Origin of the sequence: Halalkalibacter oceani, assembly GCF_023715705.1 — a bacterium.
Classification (GTDB): Bacteria; Bacillota; Bacilli; order Bacillales; family Bacillaceae_D; genus Halalkalibacter; species Halalkalibacter oceani_A.
Genome location: NZ_JAMBOS010000027.1, coordinates 21,272 through 43,367, shown reverse-complemented (window position 1 = coordinate 43,367; position 22,096 = coordinate 21,272). Strand labels below are relative to the sequence as shown.

At 46.9% G+C, this 22,096-nt stretch carries 16 protein-coding genes; 1 reads left to right on the top strand and 15 read right to left on the bottom strand.

Annotation, left to right across the window (positions count from 1 at the left end):
• Positions 1-325: 325 nt before the first annotated feature.
• The 14 genes from M3212_RS18345 to M3212_RS18280 all read right to left on the bottom strand — a co-directional run bounded on the left by M3212_RS18345 (position 326) and on the right by M3212_RS18280 (position 18,812).
• Positions 326-2,380 carry a serine hydrolase gene (locus tag M3212_RS18345; protein WP_251195410.1) on the bottom strand — a complete coding sequence of 685 codons (2,055 nt, stop codon included), beginning with the start codon at positions 2,378-2,380 and terminating at the stop codon, positions 326-328.
• A gap of 93 nt (positions 2,381-2,473) precedes the next feature.
• Positions 2,474-3,754, bottom strand: coding sequence for a GHKL domain-containing protein (locus M3212_RS18340; RefSeq protein WP_434084062.1), 1,281 nt, complete (start codon positions 3,752-3,754; stop codon positions 2,474-2,476).
• On the bottom strand, positions 3,741-4,496 hold the full coding sequence (locus M3212_RS18335) for a LytR/AlgR family response regulator transcription factor (RefSeq protein ID WP_251195408.1): 756 nt from the start codon (positions 4,494-4,496) through the stop codon (positions 3,741-3,743). Before M3212_RS18335 ends, M3212_RS18340 begins: the two co-directional genes overlap by 14 nt.
• Positions 4,497-4,811: 315 nt before the next feature.
• Positions 4,812-5,099 carry a thiamine-binding protein gene (locus M3212_RS18330; protein ID WP_251195407.1) on the bottom strand — a complete coding sequence of 96 codons (288 nt, stop codon included), beginning with the start codon at positions 5,097-5,099 and terminating at the stop codon, positions 4,812-4,814.
• A 140-nt stretch (positions 5,100-5,239) separates the two neighbouring features.
• Positions 5,240-6,235, bottom strand: coding sequence for an ABC transporter permease (locus tag M3212_RS18325; RefSeq protein ID WP_251195406.1), 996 nt, complete (start codon positions 6,233-6,235; stop codon positions 5,240-5,242).
• Positions 6,232-7,743 carry a sugar ABC transporter ATP-binding protein gene (locus M3212_RS18320; RefSeq protein ID WP_251195405.1) on the bottom strand — a complete coding sequence of 504 codons (1,512 nt, stop codon included), beginning with the start codon at positions 7,741-7,743 and terminating at the stop codon, positions 6,232-6,234. Before M3212_RS18320 ends, M3212_RS18325 begins: the two co-directional genes overlap by 4 nt.
• Before the next feature lie 80 nt (positions 7,744-7,823).
• Complete coding sequence (locus tag M3212_RS18315) at positions 7,824-8,987, bottom strand: sugar ABC transporter substrate-binding protein (RefSeq protein ID WP_251195404.1); 1,164 nt, start codon at positions 8,985-8,987, stop codon at positions 7,824-7,826.
• A gap of 107 nt (positions 8,988-9,094) precedes the next feature.
• Positions 9,095-10,534: an aldehyde dehydrogenase family protein gene (locus M3212_RS18310; RefSeq protein ID WP_251195403.1), complete on the bottom strand. Its 1,440-nt coding sequence runs from the start codon at positions 10,532-10,534 to the stop codon at positions 9,095-9,097.
• Positions 10,535-10,549: 15 nt separating this feature from the next.
• A complete protein-coding gene (locus tag M3212_RS18305) occupies positions 10,550-11,692 on the bottom strand; it encodes a zinc-binding dehydrogenase (RefSeq protein WP_251195402.1) in 1,143 nt (380 codons plus the stop codon).
• A gap of 21 nt (positions 11,693-11,713) precedes the next feature.
• On the bottom strand, positions 11,714-12,790 hold the full coding sequence (locus tag M3212_RS18300) for a zinc-dependent alcohol dehydrogenase (RefSeq protein ID WP_251195401.1): 1,077 nt from the start codon (positions 12,788-12,790) through the stop codon (positions 11,714-11,716).
• A 235-nt stretch (positions 12,791-13,025) separates the two neighbouring features.
• Positions 13,026-14,582, bottom strand: coding sequence for a response regulator transcription factor (locus tag M3212_RS18295; RefSeq protein WP_251195400.1), 1,557 nt, complete (start codon positions 14,580-14,582; stop codon positions 13,026-13,028).
• Positions 14,557-16,311, bottom strand: coding sequence for a cache domain-containing sensor histidine kinase (locus M3212_RS18290; RefSeq protein WP_251195399.1), 1,755 nt, complete (start codon positions 16,309-16,311; stop codon positions 14,557-14,559). Before M3212_RS18290 ends, M3212_RS18295 begins: the two co-directional genes overlap by 26 nt.
• A gap of 65 nt (positions 16,312-16,376) precedes the next feature.
• Positions 16,377-17,501, bottom strand: coding sequence for a sugar ABC transporter substrate-binding protein (locus tag M3212_RS18285; protein ID WP_251195398.1), 1,125 nt, complete (start codon positions 17,499-17,501; stop codon positions 16,377-16,379).
• A 429-nt stretch (positions 17,502-17,930) separates the two neighbouring features.
• Entirely contained in the window at positions 17,931-18,812 is an 882-nt protein-coding gene (locus M3212_RS18280; protein WP_251195397.1) for a LysR family transcriptional regulator, read from the bottom strand.
• 113 nt (positions 18,813-18,925) lie between these two features.
• On the opposite strand from M3212_RS18280, the gene M3212_RS18275 reads away from it, so the two are divergent.
• A complete protein-coding gene (locus M3212_RS18275; RefSeq protein ID WP_251195396.1) occupies positions 18,926-20,152 on the top strand; it encodes an MFS transporter in 1,227 nt (408 codons plus the stop codon).
• 266 nt (positions 20,153-20,418) lie between these two features.
• On the opposite strand, the gene mbcS is transcribed toward M3212_RS18275, so the two are convergent.
• Positions 20,419-22,011, bottom strand: coding sequence for an acyl-CoA synthetase MbcS (gene mbcS / locus M3212_RS18270; RefSeq protein WP_251195395.1), 1,593 nt, complete (start codon positions 22,009-22,011; stop codon positions 20,419-20,421).
• Positions 22,012-22,096 lie beyond the last annotated feature (85 nt).

Genomic DNA, 22,096 nt, shown 5'->3' with positions numbered 1-22,096 from the left:
AGCAGCTTTTCAATCATGAGCGTAGCCGTTGCCTGATTTTGAAAGCCTTGCTACGAGTAGATTTCTCGTAGCAAGGCCGCAACGTGCGGAGCCATGACTCTTCTTCGAGTTACGAAAAAGGGACTTTTTCAGCAGTCTCGTTTTTTCGAATGAATTTGCATAATAGTTTGATTCAACGTTTTGCACCCGGAGGCTTCCTGTAAATTGTTCAAAAAAAAGTAAAGCCACCTGCCCCCTCGACTCTGAGGAGATCAGGTGGTTCACTCACTTATCACTTTCCTAATTGTTCTACTCTATGTCACCATCCATCCCTTACTAAACTTCCTTACTCACTCATCCGAATATGAAAGACATCTCCTGCATTTCCTCCGAAGACAACTTTTCCCCCCGTTGACAGTTCAACCGCAGCTTCATCACTGATAAGGGACGAATACAGCAATGTTCCGTCTGCATCATAGACGAGATAACCACCATTTCCTTGAATGTCAACGATCATTTTTTTATCAGCGGACTCTTCATCAATCGTATACCATCTTGCATGACCATCTGACAGGATCGTTGTGATCGAAGACTGACCTCCGTAAATCGGATTGATGGAATCCTCACTTATGAAAGATTGGCCATTAACCGTCAAGTACTCGGCATCATTCCCTTCATGGAAATGAAAATCAAAGGCGTCTCTTCCGTTCATATTTGGTATTTCAACAGCATTCACCGAATGGTTCGCATCCACGATCTTTGTGGCATTCGCATAACCTTGTTGCAAATCCAGAGATACGGTTTTATTCAGTAGTGATGAGGATAAGTAAAACAATGAATTGATCTTTTCTTCAAGGGCATAATACGTTTTTCCGTCTCTCGCTTGCCATTTCTCTTCCACTGCCTCATTCAGAGGGTTTACGTCCAGCTTTTGATATTCATAGGATACCATCCTCATTTGAGAAAGCCCGGGAAAGTTCAAATAGGCGTCCAGCTTCAAATAAGTATGGCCGTTGCTCTCCTCGACAAAGCTAATGGAGGCACTTCCGTCGCTGCTCGTAAACCGTCCATCGCCTGCATACATGTAAGTCTGCGCTGGAATGACGCCGCCCAATTGCGCCGGCATCTCCACCTCACCTTGTTGAATGTTTACCTCAATGGTTTCTCCCACTAAACCATACACTCCCGAATAAGCTTGGATCTCCTCGCTTGGCTGTTCTGCTTTTTCTGGAATGTCAAAAGCTTGATCCGGTTGAAGCTCGTCAACTATCTCTTTTTCGATCATGTATTGGAGTAATGCTGCAGTCGCGAATGCATTATTATATAACGAGCTTCCTCCCGATGATAACGCCACGATCGAAATATTATATTCCGGAACGGCGATCAGAGCAGCATGATACATTACCGTATCGCCGCCTTTGGACAATGCAGTGATCCCATAGTCGCTGAACGGCGACAAGCTTACAGAATCCCAGCCGAGACCATAGTTGAAAATATTCGTCTCCTCTTCAACCCAAATTCCATTTCGATATTCATCATTTTTCATTACGTCTGCGGATCTTTCTGATAATAAATCCGGCCGGTTCCCCATTAACAGTTCGGCAAACTTTGCCACTTCCTCGGCCGTGGAATAAATACCGCCAGCGCCAAGAACATTGGCATTCTCTGCCGGTAGCGCTTTGTCTATCCCGGGAAAATACGTTTTAGCAAGCCTTTCTCGATCAAAGGTATCAAGCGGTGTCTTCGTCGAATGTAAGTCCAGCGGTGTACTGATATACTGATCAACAAATTCGTTATAGGTCATCCCGCTCACCCGTTCCACCAATATTTCCAGCAACGTAAACCCGTCATTGCAATAAACAGAATACTCCCCCGGGTCAGATTTCAGATGTTCGGTTCTCAGTTTCTGCAAAAGCTCATCATGGCTTTGCGTATCATTATCATCAAACAACATAATGTTTTCATAGTGAGAGCCATATAAGCCTGACGAGTGGTTTAATAACATCCGTGGTGTAATTTGCTGATAACGCTCATCCGCCATTTGAAAGTCCTTAATATACGAGGTCAATGGTTCATCGAGGTCCACCAGGTTTTTATCGACGAGCATCATCGTTGCCGCTGATACATACATCTTACTTACCGAACCGATGCCATACATCGTGTCCTTCGTAACAGACTCTCCCGTGGCCTGGTCGTTTACTCCGGCATGATCAGATAATTGAATCTCTCCTTGATCCATAATCGCGTACTGCAAACTGGACACGTCATAATCGGCTATGACCGTAGAAGCAAGAGCGTCAATTTTCTCCTTAAACGGCTCATCTTCATGTGCAAAGCTTCCTCCTGCTGTCGGGGTCAATATGAACAGACCAGCCAAGAGTCCTATCAGATATTTCTTCAAACTCGTTTCCTCCTTGTACCTATTTTTGATTAGGTACTAAATCTTACATTAAAGAGAGGAAGTGTGGGGTGGAACCGCCCTGAAACGCAAAAATCAACCCCCGAGTGGCAAAACCGCCATTATAGTAAACGTTGTCTTGCTCGTTTCGATGGCCATACTCCCACCATATTTATCACAAATATTAGAAATATTCGTTAGGCCGATCCCATGATACTCTCGGTTTGGCTTTTTACTTTTGAAACTGGTAACCTCCCCCTCTGTATGATTCATTACTTGGATTGATAAGGCGGTTTCAGTTGAATGAATCCGAACCAGAATGTAGCGATCCCCCACTCTTCTCACTCTCTTAGACGCTTCCATTGCATTGTCGAGCATATTGCCGAGGACGACACATAAATCGTAACGTTCAATGTTCAATTGCTGAGAGTGTAGACTCAGCTTCGTATCCACTCTGATCCCGCTTGTCTGTCCAATATTCAAGGCATTTGTAACGAGAGCGTCGATTACCAGATTGCCTGTGTTTACTCGATGATACGTGTCTTCCACTTTGTTCAATGTAAGCCTAATATGGTCTACAGCCAATAAAGGTTCATTTCTCTTGATACATTCTTCGATATATAAAAAATGGTGATTTGTATCATGGATAATTTGTTTGATCGATTTGAAGTTATGGACGGTTTTCTCGTAGTTAGCTTCTTGGTATTCCATCTGTTTTTTTAATTTATCCTTCTCTTGCCCAAGCCGTAATTTCTCCATCATTGTTTCAAACATATAAATGACAAACATATTCAAGAACAGCAGCCCAATTACCGAAATGAAAAAATGCGTATTCTTCTCGCTATAATACGCCAATACATTTACCAGATAAATGCTTATCCCCGGTATAAACAGAAACAAAAAGTAGTAGCGATAAGGTAACGGAGACAGCTGTTGCTTGACCATCAACCGTATGAACTGAATGACGGCAAACATCAGAATACAGCTAAGCAGGAGAGACTTTCCGGTAGTCGAAAGATTGACCGGTTCAAAATTAAAAAAACTATCGGAATCGATTATAAACAGAATATAAATAGAGATAAAATTCACAATAGACATCAAAACCGCGTACAAAATGGAGTGAAGGATTTTGTTTTTCAACTCAACCTGATATAAATCGGCAAGACTATATACTAAAAACAGAGCCAGAAAAGAGGAAAAAACCGCCCCCAGATCAATTGCCAAATAAAGCATACTTAATAGCCCGAAGACAGTGAAGTGAAAAAGCCCTCGTCGCTTTCGAGCATAGCTGCCAAAAACCGAGTCAAAGTAGAGCAGGAGTTGAAAACCCAGCGCAAAGGTTATACTCAAAAGAATGGGAAAATTAAAGGGAGCCAAATGAATTCCCCTTCAGGACCATAAATTTCGTGTAGCATTCTTTCACTTCTTTGACTTTTGATCGGCCAATCGGCATTCTTTCACCATTGGACATCAACACGTTAGGTCCGGCGAATTTCACGACATGAACCAAATTAATGATAATTGCGCGATGGATCTGCAAAAAATTACTGCTCTTCAACGTATCCGCATATTTCGAGATTAGCCCTTTGCTCTCAATAGTTTGATGAACTGTTATGAATTTTAATTTGTTTTTTACCGTTATACTTTTGACTGATTCGATTGCTATGATATCGTCGTATTTCAAAACCACTTTTTCCGGTCCCGACTTAATCACCAGAAGCTTTCTATCCATAGCTTGGAGATATGTACATAGCATCCCTACTTTCTCCTCAAGAACCTCAGGTGCCACAGGCTTTAGCAAATACTGAAACGTAATGACATTAAAGCTTTCCACCATGTATTCAGGGTAACTTGTTAAGAAAATGATTTGTTCATCCAAATGGCCCAATGCTCTTATCTTCTGGGCAGCTGCAATTCCGTTCATTCCGCCCATTTCAACATCTAAAATGAGAATATGGAACGGCAGAGAGCCTCTCTCGTAGTGAGCTACGAGCTGCTCCCCCGATTGAAATAACTCAATTTCAAAATCAATACCGGCTTTGACCGACAAAGCAAGCAATAGCTGCTTAACATGCTCCCGTTGTCGCTCGTCGTCATCACAAACAGCTACACGAAACATTCTCAAACCACCTCCAGCCTTTATAGCAAAAACAGTTGTAATACCGAGTAAAACCCTGCTTTCCTTGGCTATTCATCGCCCCCGTTTTCCGTTCTACTCATACTGTATCACCACTACCCATGTTTTTACAGACATCCAGTCTAACTTCTTTCAGCTATGCCCTCCAAGAATACTAGACACCTGGCATATTGTCTTCAACTACGTTTAACCGCTCCACCTTTTTCCATTCCACAAAAAAGCCCTATAGATAGACCGCTTTATTTGCGTCTACTCTATAGGGCTCTTGACCTCATCTCCAAGCTGGAAGACTAGGACTTAATTAACATGCGTCATCTTATCTTCAATCGAAACGCCGTCGGGATTGTAATGGATCTTAATGTTCGTCAAAACCTCAGAGGCGCCAAGCTCGACTCCGAGCTCCTGTGTTCGTTTCAGCAGGCTAAAGACCTCATCAATGTTGCCCTCAACGACCGTCTCCATCGGTCCGACGTGATAGCGCAGTCCCGACTCCTTCACCACATCAACAATTCGTGGAATCATCCCATTCGTATCGACATCCTGTCCATTCGGCAGTACTTGAAAACCGGCTGTCACATTATTCATCTTCATCGCTTCCTTTCTTATTTAAATAAGAAATCCTCTAGTATACCGTTTCCTTTCCGCCGTAAAATTAAACATCCCCTCCATTCCAATCGAAGATAAAAGGCTATTCCGAATCGTTGAACGGAATAGCCTTTTTATCTTTAAAAGCGCAAATATCTTGTTTTTAACGCATCAACCATAACGGCAACGAAGATCATCGCCCCTCCGACCATCGTGACAAAATAGGAGGAAATGCCAAGCACTTGCAGTCCAACCTGGATCACTGTCAACAGCAGGACGCCTCCAAGCACACCGGAAATATTGCCGCGTCCTCCGGTCAGACTCACGCCGCCGATCACCGCGGCAGCAAGTGTATACATTAAGAAATCCTGACCAAATGTCATCGTTACGGCGCCCATATAGGCAGCGAGCAAGTAGCCGGAAAAGCCGGCAAGCGTCCCAGAAATTGTAAAGGCGTAAATTTTGACGCGGTCGACCGGAATTCCACTTACATGAGCGCTTGTCGTATTGCCTCCCGTCGCAAACAGGCTGCGGCCGAAGACGGTTTTTTTCCAAATGAAATAAATGAGCACATAGCAAAGCAAAAAGGGGATCGGCAGCACCGGCATGCCTAAAATAGAGCCTTTGCCAATCCACGTAAAGGCTTCAGGAAAATTAACAATCGAACGCCCCTGCGTTAAGGCCATTAATGCCCCTTGAAGGATCAGTCCCATCGCCAATGTCTCAATCAACGCCGCGGCTTTCAGCTTCGCTATCAAAATGCCGTTAATCAGACCGATCAGCAGCCCGAAGAGAACGATGACGATAATAGCAATAAACCAGGGTAAGCCATTATTCATTAAGAAGGTTCCAAGCCCAGCACTGAAAGCCAGCACACCGGTAACCGACAAATCAATTTCACCGATAATTAACACGTGAGCCAGACCGGCGGTTAACACTCCTAAAACGGCGGTTTGCACCAGAATGTTTTGCAAGATGGAAACCGAAAAGAAAATCGAATTGATCGAACCCATAATTAAAATGGCCGCGATTAAAAGGAACCAGACAATATTATTCGCGCTAAATTCCAGCCAGTTGCGATTTGCCGTTAAACTCTTCTGCTGCTGAACGGCAAGATTTGTTTCTTTGACACTCATGACGCCTCACCTTCCTTTGCTTCATCCCTGATTCCAATCACCTCATCCGTCGTCAGGTTGAGATTCACCCTTTCCGTCACTACCTTTCCACGGTCAAAGAAGAGCAGCCGGTCAGCAATTCGTAATAATTCATTATAATCATTCGTTAAATAGAGCACGGTCAGTCCTCTCACTTTCGTCAATTCATGAATTAAAGCGAGAATTTCTTCCCGGCTTTTAACATCGATTCCGACAGTCGGTTCATCAAGAATAAGCACTTCGGGCTGACAGCTGAGCGCCTTTGACAGGACGACCTTCTGCTGATTCCCACCGCTCAACTGACCGACAGCTTCATTGACGGAGCCGGCGAGGATATTCAGCTTTTCAAAGTATTCCCGCGCGTTTCTGTCTTCCTGTCTTTCATCTATAAATCCGAACAGCCGCTTCAATGACGATTCCAGAATCGACAAACTCATATTTTTCTTGATCGACAGCAGTTGGACGACACCTTCCTTATGACGATCATAGGAAACATAAATGATCTTCTGCCTGACAGCCTGAGCCGGGTTTTTAGGGAGCGGGATGTCGCTGCCATTGAGCTTGATGTGCCCGGCGCTGATCGGATGCAGGCCGCTGAGCGCACGTGCCAGCTCTCTTGCTCCAGAACCGGGGAACCCTACCAGTCCGAGTATCTCGCCCTTGCCTGCTTCAAACGATATCCCTTGCATTCCCTTCCCGCTAATAGTTTCGCAGACGAGCAGCGGTTCCTTTTTCTTCATCCGCTCCTCCTCTGGACGCGAGCTGAGTTCGATGTTTTTCCCGACGATTAATGTCGACAGTGTTTCTTCATCAACTTCGCCCTTCTTATAGCCCGTATAGCACTGGCCGTCACGGTTGACCGTAATGGTATCGCACAGCTTTAAAATTTCCTCCAAATAGTGCGAGATCAGAATAAAGCTCGTGCCTTTCTTCCGTAGCTCCTCAATAAAATCAAAAAGGCTGTCTCTTTCCTCGGCCGATAAAGCGGTCGTCGGCTCATCTAAAATAACGAGCTTTGCCTTACTAAATAAGGCCCGGACAATATTGAGCTTCCTCTGCTCCACTAAGGACAGCTTCTTCCCTTTCATCGCCGGGTCATAAGGGAGTCCGTATTCTGCCAGCGCTTTTGCGGCATTTTTATAAAGCTCCTTCCAATTGACCTGCCCGAACCTATCCCGCGGCCAGGTGCCTAAAAAGATATTTTCAGCGATGCTAAACTCAGGAATGATCGCCGCATGCTGCGGCACAACATAGATTCCTTCCTGCTGTCTTTCAATTACCGAAAGATGGTTAATCGTTTTATCATTGAACAAAACATCACCTTCATAATCGGTCAGCACCCCGGAAATGATTTTCACGAGCGTTGTTTTGCCGGCTCCATTTTTCCCGACAAGACCGTGAATTTCCCCGTGATCCACCTCCAGATTATTATCAAAAAGGACCCGCTTGTTACCGTAGCTTTTATAAACATGATTCACCTTAAGCAGCATCTATCTCCCTCCTGACCTTGCCAAAAGAGAGCCCCAGCTTTTTCCCTTGGGGCGCCTCTCTTTCAGCTTGCTTTACCGCCTTAATAGCGAATCCCATACTCGTTCCAGGCTACATTTCCCCAATGAGTAGGATCATCGACATTGCTTGCATCAATCACATATGGATCTATCACCATATGAGGCCCGGCTTCGCCTTCGATAATGTCAGCTGATTTCCAGTAATATTTATCATTTTCATACGTGGTGCCAACCGGAACTTCTTTCCCTTGCAGTGTATATTCAGCCAGCATCTCCAGCACAATTTCTCCATAAGCGACACAATCCTGATTGATCGTCGCATCATAATAGCCTTCCTCCACCCGTTGGAGTGCAATCGGCTCAGCATCAATTGTGACAAAAATCACATGCCCTTCTTCGCCAACCTTTTTTAAATGACCGGTCTGCTTTAATGCTTCATACAATCCCATAGCCGGAGTGTCACTCGGCGCATGGACGGCATCGAGGAAGCCATGCTGGGCGATCGCATTTAAGGCGGCATCCTGTGTAAGTCTCATATCACCTTCAGCTGGCATCGCCAAGTAAGTGATATTGGGATACTCCGCCATGACAGCGTCAAAGCCTTCCTTACGCGCTCTCCAGGCAGAGCTCGACATCGCCCCGTAGGCATTAAGAACGGTCCCTTTCGCTTCACCGTACTTCTCCACAAGACGGTCGACAATTTCCTGAGCCGCCATTTCTCCAGCCTTATAGTTATCAAAAGCAATCGTAAACGCGACATCCCCGCCTGTTGTCGGCGTATCAAAGACACCGACAGGAATCCCGGCATCCCGGGCCTGATCAATCGCAGTAATTAATCCTTCACTATCATTTGGATCTGAGATAATCGCCAACGGTTTCTTTGAAATAAAGTTAACGAATTGATTCATTTGCCGCGCTGAATCGAAATCGGCGACGGCCGATTCAAATTGCCAGCCGTATTCCTCCGTTTTCTTCTTGGCCGCTTCCTGCATCGCTACAAAAGCATAGTAATCAAGACTTTTATGAGATAGGGCAATCAGCCCGTCATCCGGCAGCTCACCTGTCGCCTGTTCAGTTTCATCGCCACCTGCCGGTTCCTCTGTTTCCCCTTCTGGTGTCGGCGCCTCTCCTTCGCCTGTGCTCGCTTCTTCCCCGCCGCATCCAACTAAAACGAACGCTAGCAGCAACGAAAGAAGGACAGCCGTTAATCCTTTCGTAAACGTCATCATCATCCCCCCATATTCTTGATTTCAGCGGGACTTTGGCAAAAGTCTGATCGCTTCCCTTTTGCCCAGTCCCGTCGCTGTGGCCTAATGACCTGATCCACTTCGTCTTAGTTCATCACTCCACGCAGAACAATGCTCTTCAGCTGAGTCAGCTCCTCAAGCGTATACGCCGATCCTTCACGGCCAATGCCGCTTTTCTTATAACCGCCGAAGGCACTGCAAAGCGGTCGGTAGCAAGTTCCACCGTTAATCGAGACGATCCCCGCCCCAATCCGATTGCCAGCCTCTATCGCTTTGTTCATATCACGGGTGAAAATCGAAGAGTTCAGGCCGTACACCGTATCATTGACAATCTCAATCGCTTCATCAAACGTTTTAAAAGAGATGATTGAAAACACAGGACCGAAAATTTCCATATTCTTTGCCACATCCATCTCTCTTGTCACACCTGTAAGGACAGTCGGTTCAATAAATGTACGGTTGATGCGGCGTCCTCCGAAAATCAACTCGGCCCCTTGCTGCACCGTTTGCTGAATCTGCTGTTCAACCCGAACTGCCGCTTCTTCGCTGACTAGTGGACCAACATCTGTATCCTTCTCCAGCTGATTGCCGATCTTCTTCGTATGCAGCTTCTCCGTTAAACGGTTTTGAAAGGCCTCTAATACGCTTTCATGAACAACAAGCCGCTTATTGGCGCAGCACACTTGACCATTGGCAAGCAGGCGCCCTTCTATCGCATGATCGACCGCACTTTCAATATCGCCATCCTCGCAGACGATCAGGGCATCATTCGCCCCGAGCTCAAGAAAGACACGCGACAGGTTTTTGGCGCCACTTTCGTATATTGCCGTTCCTGTTTCCGTACTTCCGGTAAAACTGATCGCGTCAACGAGCGGGCTTTTTGTTAAATAAGCCCCTACGTCCTCCCCGTAGCCCGTCACAACCTGCAGCACATTTCCAGGCACTCCCGCTTCATGGAGCATCTCCACCATTTTGATAATTGTCAACGGATCATCCTCCGGCGGTTTGATCACAATTGCGTTTCCGGCGGCGAGCGCCGCCCCGGCCTTATGAGCGAACAACTCGACCGGGAAGTTAAACGGCAGCACCCCGACTATCACTCCTAACGGCTCGCGCTTTGTAATCATCAGGTCCGCTTCAAGACCTTCCTGGATTTCAAGTGGAATGGTCTGGCCGAAAAGCCGCTTCGATTCCTGCGCGAACTCGTGAAAAAGATTAGCCGCGACGCCGACTTCCCCAATCGCCTGAGCGAGAATTTTGCCGTTTTCGGCACTTAACAGCCGGCCAAGCTCCTCCTGCCTCTCTCGTAAAGCGCTTACAAAACGTTCAATGATTTCCACTCGCTTATAAATTGGCGTCGCTGCCCAGAGCTTCGCCCCTTCCCGCGCCGCTTCCAACGCCTCCTGCGCGTCTTCAATTGTTGCCTGCGGCACTGTATCAATCAGCTCCATCGTCGCCATATTGCGGACTTCAATCACTTTTTGTGAAGCGGCAGCTCTTTGCACGCCATTGATGATCATTTGCATACTATCTCCTCCTTCTTATTGATTCGCCAATGCCTGCCAAGGGTCGATCGCAATTTTAATCACTTGCTCCTTGCCATCAAGAGAGTACCCTTTTTTGCTCATCGCCTGAATCGCATCTCCTATCCGGTCAAGCGGCAGCTTATGAGTCACAAGCTGGTCATAAGGTAGCTCAAGCCGTTCGATAATTGAAAGCGTCATCTCCATATGCTCAACATCACTTCCCCAAACGCCGCGAATATTGGCATTGTTCCGCAATATATGCCAATGCGGATTGATCTCAACACCGCCAACATCCGTAAAATGACCCAGTTCAATGTATTCCGCGCTGTCCCGAAGATAGCTCAAGCCTTCCGGTACGGCTCCCGGGAAGCCGGCGCATTCAACGACCATATCAGGCCCGCGTCCACCCTTTGTTTCCGACTTGACCAATTTGATTCGTTCCTGTGGATCTTTCACATCGTCAATATCAATCACCACATCGGCCCCCATCTGCTTCGCCAGTTCAAGACGCCGCTTTGGTCCGCCGACAGCAATCACTTTTGCCGCACCCGACCGTTTTGCAAAGGCAATTGCCCCAAGACCAATCGCTCCCGTTCCCTGGACGAGCACCGTGCTGCCAAAGCGGACACCACCCGCGCGCTGAAAGCCGTGGACACAAATCGAAAGCGGCTCGGTTAGTACAGCGATATGCGGCTCCAGCTCCGTTTTGAAAAATGATGTATGTTCATACTTGATATGAACATATTGACTGAACCCCCCTGATAGTAAGTGCGGTTCCCGATTCGGCAGGAAGCCATAAGCTTGAACATGACTGCAACGGGTCGGCGTTTTGGCGATTTTGCAATAATAGCATTCACCGCAGCTGACACCAGGAACGATTACCACCCGATCTCCTTCCTTCACCTGCTGCCCGTTGCTGTCAACAATATCGGCTGATCCGAGCTTTTCAATTTTCCCGCAAAATTCATGCCCCATCACGATCGGATATTCCACCGTATTTAAATGACCGTAATACATATGGACATCTGTCCCGCAAACACCAGCATACTCCGTCCGTAAAATAAACTCCCCTTTCTTCGGTTCGGGCACTTCATATTCCTGAATATGAAACTGGCCTTCAATTCCATCAAGTACAGCTGCTTTTGACACTAAGCTCATGCTTTCTCCTCCTGTTCACTTCTATGGTACTAGGACAACCTTGATCGCTTTTCCCTTCCGATTTACAGAGCAGGCCAGCGCCTCCTCCACATCTTCCAATGAAAACTGGTGGGTAATCATCTTTTCAATTGGATACATACCACCCGCGATAATCTGAATCGCGCCCTGATAAGCCCATGCACTAAGAAATGACGAGCGGATCGTCAGTTCCTTAAAGGTCATTTGCTTATCCGTTTCAATCTGGACCGGCTGATTGCCGGTCAGACCGAGATAATTGACGACGCCTCCAGGTTTTGCGTATTCTAGGCTTTGCCTTTGCGCCAGAGCCGTACCCGCTGTTTCAAAGACAATGTCAGCTCCTTGTCCGCCTAAATGCTTCTGTAATGTTTCAAGCACATTTCTATCACGGTAATCAAGAACTTCATCGGCCCCGAACTCTTTTCCGAGGGCAAGCCGTTCCTCACGCGAGCCGATCAACATAACCGGGGAAGCTCCCGCCGCCTTGGCAGCGACAACAGTCAGTAAGCCAATCGGTCCGGCACCAACAACGGCGACGCTGTCTCCAAGCCTTGGCGGTGTCAAATTGACCGCCCTGACTGCGACAGCAAGTGGCTCAGTCAGCACGGCCCGTTTTAACGGAACGTGAGACGGAATTTTATGAACAAGGGCCTGAGCCGGCACATATAAATACTCCGCCCAGCCTCCATATAAATGGGGCTGCCGTTCACTGCTGATGTTGCAGCCATACTGCCGACCCTCCTTGCCGTCATACACGCAGAGATTGTACAGCCCTGCCCGGCACGGCTGACATGTCCCGCACGGCAAAATCATTTCCACCGCGACTCTGTCGCCAAGCGCCACTTGATGCTTGCGCAGCGCCCTCGATCCTGCTGCTTCGACTATCCCGATAAATTCATGTCCTGGAATCAAAGGGTACGGCTCCCCCCAATCCCCTTTAAAAATGTGCAAATCTGAGCCACATACACCACACATTTCAACTTTTATGAGAAGGTCTTCCTCATGCAGCTCAGGGAGAGGAAATGTTTGCAAACCGATTTTTGCTTTTTCGGTTATCACCGCGGCCCTCACCTGCTTCACCGGCATCCCTCCTTCCACCAATCTTTTGCGCCTACAGAAATCGTCTGTTTTTCTGTATGGATAAATCTTAATCAAAAAGCGGAAAGATGGAGTTAGCCAAAATTTCAAATTAAGTGGACATTTTTTTGGTAGCGCTTACTCGGATAGCTGAGGTGGTTTATATTTGTAAAAGGTGGAAAATTTTTAAGTGAACAAAAAAAGCCGGAAGATCAAATGCTGACCTTCCGGGACTTTCTTATTGCAAATAGATGGAGCGAAAGCGATTTGGAGACATTCCAGTCATCCGTTTAAACTGTTTACTAAAATATTTCGGGTCATGAAAACCGACCTTTTCGGCTACTTCAAAAATTTTATAATCAGAGTGCAAAAACAGCTCCTTCGCTTTTTCAAGCCGAACATCATTTACATATTCAACAAAGCTTTTTCCGGTTCCTTTTTTAAACATCGTGCTTAAATAGCTTTTGCTCAGGCCAACCTCCCGGGACAACTCCTCCAGTGTCAGGTCTCTGGCGTAGTGCTGTTCGATAAAGCTCACAGCCTGACGAATGACGTGATGACTCCCGCCGATAAATTGTAGACGGCTGTCTTCCAGCTGCTCGAGTCCGTGGTAAAACCAGTTTTTCACATCCTCAAACGTCTGGAGCGCTTTCACTTTTTCCTTATAATCAAGACTGTTGCTACCCCAATTTTTCGTATGGAGATTGCTATTTGACCTCAAGCCGAGCATCACGGTCTCGACCATCGTCATTGTCGCCATCTTAACTGTATCAACATCGGTCTGTTCTGTTTCAAACAGCAAAAAGATCTCTTCACACTGTGCCTTCAGTTGAATCCAGTCTCTCATAATTGTTAATTGATGTAACGAATGAAAATCAAGCACCGGCGGTTCACATTCAATACTTCCGATCGCCTCGGCCGACACGAGATGACCGAATCCATTATAAAAACAGTGCGCTTCAGCCATGATACAAAGCGACTGATAAGTTTTACAAAGAGTATCGAGCTGAAAGGATATACCTTCATAAAGGTTCATGATTCCTTCCAGCTTCTTCAATTCAGCAAACAGCTCTCCAGCCATCCTTGCCTTCCACTCAAGCATTTTTTGCTGACTGCTTCCTAAATCAGCTGGAAAACCGGCCAGAGCAAGAAAAGAATGGTCCTCCGGCTGAAAAAGAAAGGAGATGTCCCTGGCGAACAGCCGGTAGAAAATTTGTTCAACATCTTCAAGCGAAACATGTTGAGCAAACACGATCTTGAGCAGCAGATGGGGAGCCAAGAGAAAGCTGAGTTCCTGATGAGTAAGCTCCGGTTCCCCTCCCTTCAAAATGCTTTTGATTTGTTTTTCTTTCATCAACGCTGCCGATTCCCGCGCACTCATTTCCAGTCTCTGATAAGATTCCCGCTTTTCCCGCTCCTGCTGAACCTCTTTGGAAATTTTTTGAAGTTGCTTTTCCAGACTGCCCCCTTCCAGGTCGGTTTTCAATAAATAGCCGGACGCTCCAAGCGCCACCGCCTCCTGCACATACTCAAAGTCATCGTAGCAGGTGAGCAGCATCACCTTCATATCCGGATAGCTTTCCTTCGCTTTTCTCGTCAGCTCAATTCCATCCATCAGCGGCATCCGAATATCAGTAACGATCACATCAATTTGATGCTCCTCCAAAAGCGCCAGGGCGTCCTTGCCGTTATTCGCTTCTAATAAAACATTCATTTTGTAATCATCCCAATTGATCATCGCTTTTAGCCCCTGACGGACGATAAATTCATCATCGACTAATAAAACGTTTAACATCCTCTTCACCATCCTCTTTTTCAAAAGATATCGGTAAATAAAGATCGATAGTCGTTCCGTTCTCCTCCTGGCTCGAAATTGCAAGTCCGTAGCTTGAGCCGAAATAGAGCTTGATTTTGTCATCGACATTGTGAATGCCAACCCCACTCGACATCTTTCCGCTATCCGGCTGCTTTTTAGCCATGATCCTCTCGATTGTTTCCGCCGACATCCCTCGTCCATTATCCTGCACCCTAAGACGCAATAAACCGTCCTCTCGTATAGCGGCAATTTTGATGTCGCCTTTCCCATCAGAAAATGCGTGGAAGAAAATATTTTCAACTAACGGCTGCAAAATAAATCGTGGGACATAGGTAGATAAGAGTTCCTTCGGAATATCGTACGAAATGGTATAGCTGTCCGGATAGCGAAAGTCCTGAATTTTCAAATAAAAGCTCAGTACCTCCAGCTCTTCTTCAAGCATATGAAGATGATTCGTTGCATTTAAACTTGTCCGCAGTAATTTAATCAAGTTTGTCAGCATCTCGCTTATATCAGGTACGTGATGAAGCTTCGCGATCCATTGAACTGAATTTAGCGTGTTGTATAAAAAATGGGGGTTGATTTGGTATTGAAGTGACTGCATTTCGATTTGCTTTTTCTTTTTCTCGTTAATCGAGATTTGCTCAATCAGCGTTTCGATTTCCCGCATCATTTTGTTAAAACTGCGGCTCAAATCGCCTATTTCATCGATACTCGTAATCTCTGACCTGATCTGGAAGTTTCCTTTTTCAACTTCGCGGATATCGCGCTGGAGCTGACGAAGCGGGTTAATAAAGCGCGTTGAAAAAAGCCAGGCGAGCACGGTCGAGATACAGAAAAAAACACCGAGCAGAATAAAAACAGTGAGTCTAATCGAATGAAAGCTCTCATTAATAAGCTCTTCCGGAATGAGCGCCCCAATTCGCCAGCCGCTGAAAAAATTAATATCATAGATAAAGCGGTTTTCCTGATTCAGCTGTTCAAACAGATTAATCGTATTAATATATTGCTGGGCGCCATCTTCCAGTATTTCCGGATCTGTACTGAAGATCACCTCTCCAAATTTATCAATCAACAGCAAAGTCCCGAGGTTTTGCAAATCCGGTCTCGTAAAAAGCAGGTTCAGCTCCTCCTGTTTCATCTCAATAATAATCGTCACGATCTCGGCGTCATCGTGAATCGAAAAAGGATGAACGAGAGAAATGACCTCCCCAGCCAATGGTCGGACTGTATATTCATTTTGATGGGGACCGACCCATGTTTTTTCCCCTATTCTCGTCAGAGCGTCCGAAAACCATTCCGTCGCTTCCAGCTCTTCCTTTTTTAGTCCATTGGCCGTTGTCGCCTGCTGGTTTGCAGCCACGACGTGTATATCTTCAATAAACGGCCGATTGTTTTTTAACTCCATTAACAGTTCTTCTGTTTCTTCCTGTTGAAAAAGAGCATCATCGTTGGCAGACTGCTCATCCTGGTTGACTGAGAGCTGAAGCTGATAATAGATGATCCGGGCCATCAAATCCATTTCTTTTAAATAATAGGTAATATTCTCATTAAGCTGATTTACCGTGCTTTGCGCAAATTCTAGCACCTGCCGCTGTACAATTTCCTGCGATTTGTAGTACGGGATAAAACCGACAAGCAAAATAGGGAGAAGGCTTATAAGTAGAAAATACGCCAGCAGACGGACCTTTATACTTTTTCGAAACATCAAAAAAAGCGCCTTTATTTCTAACATCTCCTTTTTAGAAACAACAACACCTCTGGTCAATTAGATTAAACATATTTAATTCCCCACTCCTTTAAGGCAATATTTGCCCAATGTCTTTTATCATTCACATTGCTTTGGTTAACCTCAAACGGGGGGATAACGAGCTGGGGACCGGCGGCGGTTGGGCGCAGCTCAGCCTCCTGCCAGTAATAGCGATCATTTGAATACGTTTTAAATGGAATCGGCTTGTTTTGGATCGTATACGTATCAAGTAATTCCACACATATTTCCGCATAAGCAATCGGATCCTGAGATATGCTGGCATCAAGCGAGCCTTCTTTGATCCACTCATGGGCGATCGGTTCACCGTCAATCGTCACAAAGATAACATGCTCGACGCTCCCGGCCGGATGAAGTCGTTTTCGTGACTTCAACGCCTCGTAAATACCGCGTGCCGGCGTTTCAGAAGCAGCGTGCACTGCATCCAGATTTGGATAATCCCGCAATGTTTCTTCTGTCACCTCGTACATTTTCGTCACATCGCCTTCAGTCGCTTTGCTAATTAATTCGATATGACGATATCTTTGCAGTATTCTCTCAAACCCTTCCTTTCGCAGCTTCCAGGCGAGACTGCTTAATGAACCGTAACAATTCAGCACGACTCCGCGGGGGGAGCCGTATTTTTTGATTAATAAGCGGACGATCTTCTCGGCCGCCATCATTCCGCCTTTATAATTATCGAATGCCACCGTAATCGAGACATCCCCTTTGTTCAAAGGGGTATCAATCACTCCAACGGGAATCCCCTGCTTTCTCACCTCTTCAATGACCTGAATAAATTCTTCATTGCTGTCAACGGGATCGCAAATAATGGCGACCGGCTTTTTCATCGCCGCTCGTCTGACCTGCAGCGCCTGCCTTTCCGCATTGAAATTTGAAATCGCCGCCATAAATTCGAACCCGCGCGCTTCCACTTCCCGGTGCATCGCTTCCTGCTGTATAATAAAAAAGTAGTAGCCTAAGCTTTTATTCGCATAAATAACCTGTCCCCTTCCTTCCAGGACCGGCTCATGCCTGGCAGACAACGCACAAGCGGACAGCAATTGAGCACCCGCCAACGCCCCTGTGCCAAAGGCTCCCCACTGTGCCGTTCTCTTTAAAAACTCTCTTCTACTCATTAAATTACTCATCAGGCTCCTCCATCTCATTATTTCTGTCATCAAACCAAAGCATAGCGAAACTTTTGCATCACCTCACTATTCTCAGGAAATTATCAGACATGATCCGCCCAATGAATGCGCTTACAAATCAGAGTATGCCAACCCTTCCTTTCCAACTTAAAACCATGATAGATAGCATCTATTCTCTCAAAAATTCAGACTATTTTCTGTAGGCTCTTTTATCGTAAACGATTGCAGAATGAATTGCAATTGGTTTTGGAATCGATGATCGACTAGTCAATTGCCCTGTTTCTAAGTGGGCATTTACTAGCATTAGGAGATTCTCTTTCTCCCAGACTATGAAATGTTCATGGCTGTAGAAACACGTGTTAACGGTCAGGGGGACTCCGCCCTGCCCCGAAAAGATCGAATCGGCTTTTTTCGGGGCAGCTTCCCCTTTCAAGCTCTCCGATACAGCTCCACAATAAAGTCCCGAAACTGCTCCACGACCTTAGGTGTAAAGCTTTTCTTCCTCCAGACGATCCCAATCGTCCGCCGGCAGTCGACATCACGAACAGGAAGACAGGAGACTTGATAGGCGTCCATCCTGCTTCGCTTCGGCACCAGGCTTACGCCAAGACCAACGCCGACTAGTCCGGCCACTGTTCCGACTTCCTGTCCTTCAAAGGTGAGCTGTGGAGTGAAGCCGCTCAGCTGGCAAAGCCGATCCGTTATACTGCGCAGACCCGCTCCTTTTTTAAAGCCGACAAAAGGCTCGTTGGCGATGTCCTTCAGCCTGATTTCCTGCCGGTTTGCCAATGGATGGTTCTGCGGAACAATGACGAGTAATTCCTCAGAAAACAGTTCAACCCAGTGAATCTCCGGATCTGGCTCCATAATCGTCGTCAAGCAGACGTCAATATCGCCTGCTTTCAATTGCTCAATTAAATCATGTGCCGTATTTTGAAAAAGCTGAAAGGTAACATCCGGATAAGTAGCGCGATACCTTTCAATTAATTCCGGGACGAATTCCGTTCCCAATGTAGGTAAAAAGGAAAGCGTAATATTGCCGCGGTTCGGACTCATTTCACTTTGCAGCTCCTGCTTTCCCTCCTCAATTACCTGAATTGCCAAGTTCACTTTCTCCAAAAACAGCTTCCCGTAACGATTCAATTGCACCGTTCTTCCCTGCCGTTCAAACAAAGGAACGCCGAGCTCCTTCTCCAGTCTGGCGATTGAACGGCTCAGTGCCGGCTGGGAAATAAATAATGACTGGGCGGCCTTTGTCACATGCTGCAGCTGGGCGACTCGTTGAAAATACTCGAGCTGTTGCCATTCCATTTCCTCACCTTCTCTACTCATAACTTAGACGCATGAAAACGATAAAAATTATAAATTAGACATTATCATTTGTCAAAAGTATGCTAGTGTATAGAAAGAAAGTGAGGAGCACCATGACGTATTTAATCAAAGGAAAAAAAGGTTACTATCAAGCTATTTCAGCTTTATTTTTAGGAAGCTTTGTCAGCTTCATGATTTTATATTCCGTTCAAACCCTTTTGCCAAACTTTTCGGCTGATTACCAGGTTTCCCCGGCCGTGGCAAGCCTGGCGCTTTCCATCTCAACCGGTTGTCTCGCGGGTTCGATGCTGCTTGTCGCCCCATTAGCCGATGCGGTCGGTAAGAAGCGGCTGATGACGACCTCGCTGTTTTTAACATCCATTCTCTGTGTGCTTGTCGCATTCAGTCCGAATTTCTCAACATTGCTTGGCATTCGGGCCGTTCAGGGAATCGTTCTCGCCGGCTTTCCAAGCATTGCGATGGCTTATGTCAGCGATGAATTTGACCCGAAAACGCTCGGGACCGTAATGGGTCTCCATGTAAGCGGCAATACGATCGGTGGATTGACCGGCCGCTTTTTAACCGGGGTGCTGACCGAATGGGTTTCGTGGCAGTTCGCTCTGCTGACAATAGGAATTATCAGTCTAGTGATCAGCTTTTTCTTTTTAAAACTATTGCCGGAATCAAGACAGCCGGTAAAAGAGACACCTTCGTTTCGGACATTCGCAGCCTCTATTGTTCAACCATTAAAGGAAGGCCGGCTGCTCTGCTTATTCGCCTTCTCCTTTGTCCTGATGGGAAGCTTTGTCACCGTCTACAATTATTTAGGCTTTCGGCTGCTCGAGCCGCCCTTTTCGCTAAACCAAACATGGATCGGCCTGATTTTCTTCGTTTACTTGGTCGGTACGTTTAGCTCGACATTTATGGGGCAGGTCAGTGACAAGGCCGGCAAGGCAAGAACGTTGTCTGTCAGCATTTTGATTATGCTCATTGGGGCCGGATTGACCTTAAGCCATCAGCTGCTGTTCGTTATTCTCGCGCTTAGCATTTTCACCTTCGGGTTCTTTGGCGGACATTCGATTGCCAGCAGATGGGTTGGTGAAGTGGCGTCACGCTACCGCGCTCAGGCAGCCTCATTATATTTGTTTTGCTATTACCTCGGCTCGAGCGTGATTGGTTCAAGCAACGGATATATTTGGGAGCATTTCAAATGGGGAGGAATTATTACCGTTGTCTGCACGTTAATCGGGCTGGCACTGGTTCTCATCGCGATCTTCCTCACACTTCACAAAAGGCAAAGCGCACAGCCACCTGCCACTTTAATCAAAAAGGGAAGCTAAACAATAAGCGTAAGTGCCCGTTGAAGAGCAACTTGCTCACAACGAAGCTGCTGAAAAAGGACGATTTTCACTTTTTCAGCAGCTTTTTCGTAATGAGCGTAGCCGTTGCCTGATTTTGAAAGCCTTGCTCCAAGTGGTTTCTCAAAGCAAGGCGCGAAACGCACGATAAGGAGTTTTTCAGTGGCCTTCTCACAACGGCTGTTGACGATTGGGGGATTGCCATTATCTCCAGGCTGCTTCTGTCTCCAGCTCAACACTGCTTAGCTTTATAAAACAGTTCCTTTTCCCTGCTTCTGCTCGCGCTGTCTTAATTCGACGCGACGTATTTTACCGGAGGCCGTTTTCGGCAGTTCCGTCACAAATTCAATTATCCGAGGATATTTATAAGGGGCTGTCATATACTTCACATGCTCCTGAAGCTCTTTGATGAGAGCTTCACCAGCAAGCTCCGGCTGCTTTAGAATGACAAACGCTTTGACGACAGAGCCCCGTATCTCATCAGGAACCGCCACGACGGCACACTCCTTGACAGCCGCATGCCTGACGAGCGCGTCCTCTACTTCAAATGGCCCGATCGTATAGCCGGAGCTGATAATGATGTCATCGGAGCGGCCCTCAAACCAGAAGTAGCCATCCTCATCCAGCCTCGCCTGATCGCCTGTTAAATACCAGTCTCCGCGGTAGGCGGCTGCCGTGCGCTCAGGATCATCAAGGTAACCTTTAAACAGAGCCGCCGTGCTTTTATGGACGGCGATATCTCCTACTTCTCCTACCTGAACAAGATTCGCCTCTTCATCAATGATCGCGACATTATTTCCGGGGGTCGGCTTGCCCATAGATCCCGGCTTCAGTTCCATTCCCGGCAAGGTTCCGACCAGTAGCGTATTTTCCGTCTGCCCGTAGCCATCCCGCACCTGCACTTGAAAATGCCGCTTAAACGTCTCGATCACTTCCTGATTCAATGGCTCACCCGCGCTGACCATACTGCGCATAGCAGGCAGCGAAAAGCGCTCCAGTCCGTCCAATTTTGCCATCAGCCGATATTCGGTTGGCGTACAGCAAAGGACATTCACTTGATAGCTCTCCATGAGTGACAAATATTTCTCCGGCTCAAAGCGCCCATTGTATACAAAGCCTGTCGCCCCTGTTCCGAGCGTCGACATGAACGGCGTCCAGTTCCATTTCGCCCAGCCTGGAGCCGCCGTCGCCCAAACGACATCTCCTTCCTTCACATCAAGCCATTGAGACGCCACCGCCTGATGAGCATAGGCCCAGCTGTGCGCATGTATCACGCCCTTCGGGTTACCGGTCGTCCCGGATGTGTAGTTTAAAAAAGCAATATCGTCGGCCCGCGTCTGGACGATGGAAAACTCTGCTGACTCTTCCTTCACCAGCTCTTCATAATGAACCCAGCCGTCGACCTTCTCACCAACGGAAATAAAATGGCTCAGACTATCCGTCTGTGACCGAATCTGCTCAAAGCTCCCGGTCAGGCCGGCCAGGCAAATGGTTGCCTTCGCTTTAGAGTGCTCCACCCGGTAGAGCCAATCCTTCTCCCGCAGCATCTCCGAGCCAGGCGAAATAATCAGTCCAAGCTTTAACGCCCCGAGGTAAATGCTGTACGTTTCAGGAATGCGGGGCAGCGTGACGATGACTTTATCGCCCTTTTGCAGCCCAAGCTTTTTCAAGCCGTTCGCCAGCTTGTTTGACTCCTGGCGCAAATCGGCATACGTCTTTTTCTGTTTGTTCCCTTTTTCGTCCTCCCACAGCAAAGCTACTTTCTCCGGATCCTGTGCGTGACGGTCAATATCCTCCGCCATATTGTACATGTCAGGCGCATATAGATCAGCTTCGTTCATGCATGACTCCTCCTCACCATAATTTGGAAGCGTTTTCTCTATTGTATGAAGGTCACTCTCCACATTACTACTTTTCTCGCTCTTT